The 4,026-nt window shown below is 31.5% G+C and carries 4 protein-coding genes; 2 read left to right on the forward strand and 2 right to left on the reverse strand.

The window, feature by feature from the left end:
• Positions 1-195, reverse strand: a 195-nt coding sequence (locus tag ACVC2P_RS19855; protein ID WP_452600189.1) for a tRNA (adenosine(37)-N6)-threonylcarbamoyltransferase complex ATPase subunit type 1 TsaE, incomplete at its 3' end; no start/stop codon positions are given.
• Positions 196-240: 45 nt separating this feature from the next.
• On the reverse strand, positions 241-1,794 hold the full coding sequence (porX, locus tag ACVC2P_RS19860; protein WP_452600190.1) for a T9SS response regulator signal transducer PorX: 1,554 nt from the start codon (positions 1,792-1,794) through the stop codon (positions 241-243).
• Between the two features lie 41 nt (positions 1,795-1,835).
• Here porX and ACVC2P_RS19865 point away from each other — a divergent pair, with 41 nt between their 5' ends.
• Positions 1,836-3,065: an HD domain-containing protein gene (locus ACVC2P_RS19865; RefSeq protein WP_452600191.1), complete on the forward strand. Its 1,230-nt coding sequence runs from the start codon at positions 1,836-1,838 to the stop codon at positions 3,063-3,065.
• Positions 3,066-3,089: 24 nt separating this feature from the next.
• Positions 3,090-4,026 (forward strand): UDP-3-O-(3-hydroxymyristoyl)glucosamine N-acyltransferase (gene lpxD / locus ACVC2P_RS19870; RefSeq protein ID WP_452600192.1); only part of this gene is annotated, 937 nt, incomplete at its 3' end.

Consider the following 4,026-nt stretch of genomic DNA (forward strand, 5'->3'; position numbering starts at 1 on the left):
TTTATATTCGTTAACTAATGAGTAAGTAGGGCTGCTAATGGTATCTTCGCTGCCTAATAATCTCACTAATTCTTTTATAAGTGTTGTTTTACCAACCCCCATGTCTCCATTAAAAAGTAAGACTTTGGAGGTTGTGTATTGTATAATTTGCTTTGCTACAGTCTCTATAGCTTCAAGTGAGTAATTTATTGTCAAAACTCTAATAATTTTTGATGAGCAAATTTAAAACTTTTCTTGGTTTTATTTAGGATTTAAAACAACAAAAGGAATTATCATTTCTTCTAAAGACACACCTCCATGTTGATATGTGTTTCTGTAATAACTTACATAATGGTTGTAGTTGTTAGGGTAGGCAAAAAACAAATCACTTTTTGCAAAAATGAAGGAGCTATTCATTGATAATGATGGCAAATGTATTGTTTTAGGATCTTTAGCGGCTAGGACATCTTTATCCTCATAGCTTAAGCTTCTTCCTGTTTTATATCTTAAATTCAAGCTAGTATCTCTATCGCCTATTACTTTCGATGGGTTTTTTACATTTATAGTACCGTGATCTGTAGTTAAAATTAGTTTAAAGCCTAATTGTTGTGCATGTTGAATCATTTCTAAAAGTGGCGAGTTTTTAAACCAACTTTGAGTTAATGAGCGGTAAGCTTTATCATTTGAAGCTAGCTCTTTAACAACGTCCATCTCTGTTTTAGAATGAGATAGCATGTCTACAAAATTATAAACAACAACAGTTAAATCGTTATTTTTTAACCCTCTAAAGTTATCTGCTAACTTTTTTCCTGATTTTAAATTGGTGATTTTATAGTATTCATGCTTTAAGTGTGTTAACCCTAGGCGTCTCATTTGAGCTTCTAGAAAATCTGCTTCATGTAGGTTTTTACCTCCTTCATCTGTATCGTTTTTCCAATACTCTGGGTGTAGTTTTTCCATATCACTAGGCATTAACCCAGAAAATATGGCGTTACGAGCATATTGTGTTGCTGTTGGTAGTATACTAAAAAAAGCTTCTTCAGTTTCTTTTTTATAATGGTTGTTAACAGCAGGTTCAAAAGCTTTCCATTGGTCATAACGCAAATTATCTATAACAACTAAAAGTGTTGGTTGTTCTTTACTTAACTGAGGGGCAATTTTATCTTTAAATAAGTTATGAGATAAGGTAGGAGCATCTGTATTAGGTTCAAACCAAGTTGGGTATTCTTTATCTATAAACTTACCAAATTGTATATTGGCTTCATTTTTTTGAGATTCTAATATCTCGAACATTCCAATGTCTTCAATATCTTCTAGCTGTATTTCCCAATAGATTAATTTTTGATAAAGTGCTACCCATTCTTCATAAGAATTTACCATAGATAAATCCATGGCAATTTTTCTAAACTCACGCTGGTAGTTGGATGTTGTTTTTTCAGAAACAAGTCGAGAATGGTCTAAGTTTCTTTTTAAACTTAATAAAATTTGATTAGGATTTACAGGTTTAATCAAGTAATCTGCTATTTTATTACCAATAGCTTCTTCCATAATATATTCCTCTTCACTTTTAGTTATCATTACTACAGGAAGCGTGTCTTGTTTTTCTTTTATTTCATTTAAAGTTTCTAAACCTGTTAAACCAGGCATATTTTCATCTAAAAAAACAATATCAAATGTGCTCTCATCTAAAATTTCTAAAGCTTCTGTACCACTGTTACAAGTTGTAACGTTGTAATTTTTCTTCTCAAGAAAAAGAATATGAGGCTTTAATAAATCTATTTCATCGTCAACCCAAAGAATATTGATAGTGTTCATGTATATTTGTTTAAATATTATTAATAAGTAATTATAGAAGCTTGCAAACAATTAACAAACTTAAGATTTTAAACGATCCAATTTACGGATTTATTACAATCCCTAACTCTTTAATTTTCGATTTAATCGAACATAGATATTTTCAGAGGTTGCGTCGTATAACACAAATGGGGTTGTCCTATCTCGTTTATCCTGGAGCACATCATACAAGATTTCAGCACGCTATTGGTTGTATGCATTTAATGCAAAAAGCAGTTAATGTCCTTCGTTTTAAGGGGGTTAAGATTTCAGAAGCAGAAGAAAACGCACTATATATAGCTATTTTATTGCATGATATAGGACATGGTCCATTTTCTCATGCTATGGAACATAGTATCGTTAATGGGGTTTCTCATGAGTATATTTCCATGCTTTTTATGGAGCAATTAAATAAAGAATTTAACGGCGATTTAACATTAGCAATTAAAATATTTAAAGGGGAATATAATAGAAAGTTTATGTGTCAGCTTATTTCAAGTCAATTAGATATGGATAGGTCAGACTATTTAAAAAGAGATAGTTTTTATACTGGAGTTGCCGAAGGAAATATTAACAGCGAACGTTTAGTAACCATGCTAAATGTAAAAAACGATGAGTTAGTAATAGAATATAAAGGGATTTATAGTGTAGAGAAATTTTTGGTAGCAAGGCGTTTAATGTATTGGCAAGTCTATTTGCATAAAACTAGTTTAGTTGGAGAACAATTAGTGATTAGAGTTTTAAAACGTGCAAAAGAGTTAACCAAAAATGGTGTGATTTTAGAAGCTAGTAAAGCGTTGTCTTACTTTTTGAATAATGAGATTTCTTTAAAAGATTTTAATACAGAAAGCTTAGAAGTATTTTCAAAGTTAGATGATTATGATATTGTGTCTGCAATGAAAACTTGGCAATTTCATGAAGATTTTGTTTTAAAAAATCTATGCGAAATGATATTAAATAGAAATCTTCTTAAAATTAAACTCAAGAAAAAACCAGTTAAAAAAGAACAAGTTATAAAGCATCAAGAAGCTTTAATAGCAATGTATAATATTTCTGAAGATGAAGCAGATTACTTTGTGTTCACCGGTTCGGTTACAAATCAAGCATACCAACAAAAAAAGCAAGGTATAAAGATTTTATATAAAAACGGAAAAACAGAAGATATAGTAAAAGCTTCCGATCAATTAAATTTAAAAGCACTGTCAAAACCAGTAACTAAATATTATATATGCTACCCAAAAGAAAAAATGTGATAATTTTTTCTATTTTTGCGGATAATGAAGTTTAAAGCAGAACAAATAGCAGGAATTTTAGAAGGTGATGTTGTCGGTAATTCGCAAATAGAAGTTTCTAAATTATCAAAAATAGAAGAGGGAGAAGAAGGGGCATTAACTTTTCTAGCAAACCCTAAGTATACACCTTATGTATATACCACTCAGGCATCTATAGTGATTGTTAATAAGGATTTTATTCCAGAGCAAGAATTAACAGCAACTTTAATAAAAGTAGAGGACGCCTATCAATCCTTTTCAAAATTATTAGAGTATTATAATAAAGTAAAGCTAAATAAGTTTGGTGTAGAACAGCCATCGGTAATATCGGAATCCTCAAAACTGGGTGAAGATGTATATGTCGGGGCCTTTTCTTACATAGGAGACAATGTTGTTATAGAGGATAACGTTAAGATATTTCCCAATGTTTATATAGGCGATAATGTAGTAATAGGTGAGGGCACTATTGTGTTTTCTGGAGCAAAAATTTACTCAGAATCTATTATAGGAAAATATTGCGTTATAAATTCTGGAGCAATAATAGGAGCAGACGGCTTTGGTTTTGCGCCTCAAGATAATGGAGAGTATAAAAAAATACCACAAATTGGTAATGTTATTCTAGAAGACTTTGTAGATATCGGTGCAGCAACGACTATAGATAGAGCAACACTAGGGTCTACCGTAATACGAAAAGGAGTAAAATTAGATAACCAGATACAAATAGCGCATAACGTAGAGATTGGAAAAAACACTGTTATAGCTGCGCAAACGGGAATAGCTGGGTCTACTAAAGTTGGCGAAAATTGCCAAATTGGAGGACAAGTAGGTATTGCAGGACACTTGGTTATTGGCAATGGTGTACGTATACAAGCACAATCTGGAATAGGAAGAAATATAAAAGATAACGAAACACTTCAAGGATCACCTGCGTTTGGTTATGGAG

The sequence above is a fragment of the Pontimicrobium sp. MEBiC01747 genome (assembly GCF_053601635.1).

Excerpts from the sequence above, each read along its gene's own strand:
- porX (WP_452600190.1), bottom strand. The coding sequence starts at position 1,794 with ATGAACACTATCAATATTCTTTGGGTTGACGATGAAATAGATTTATTA.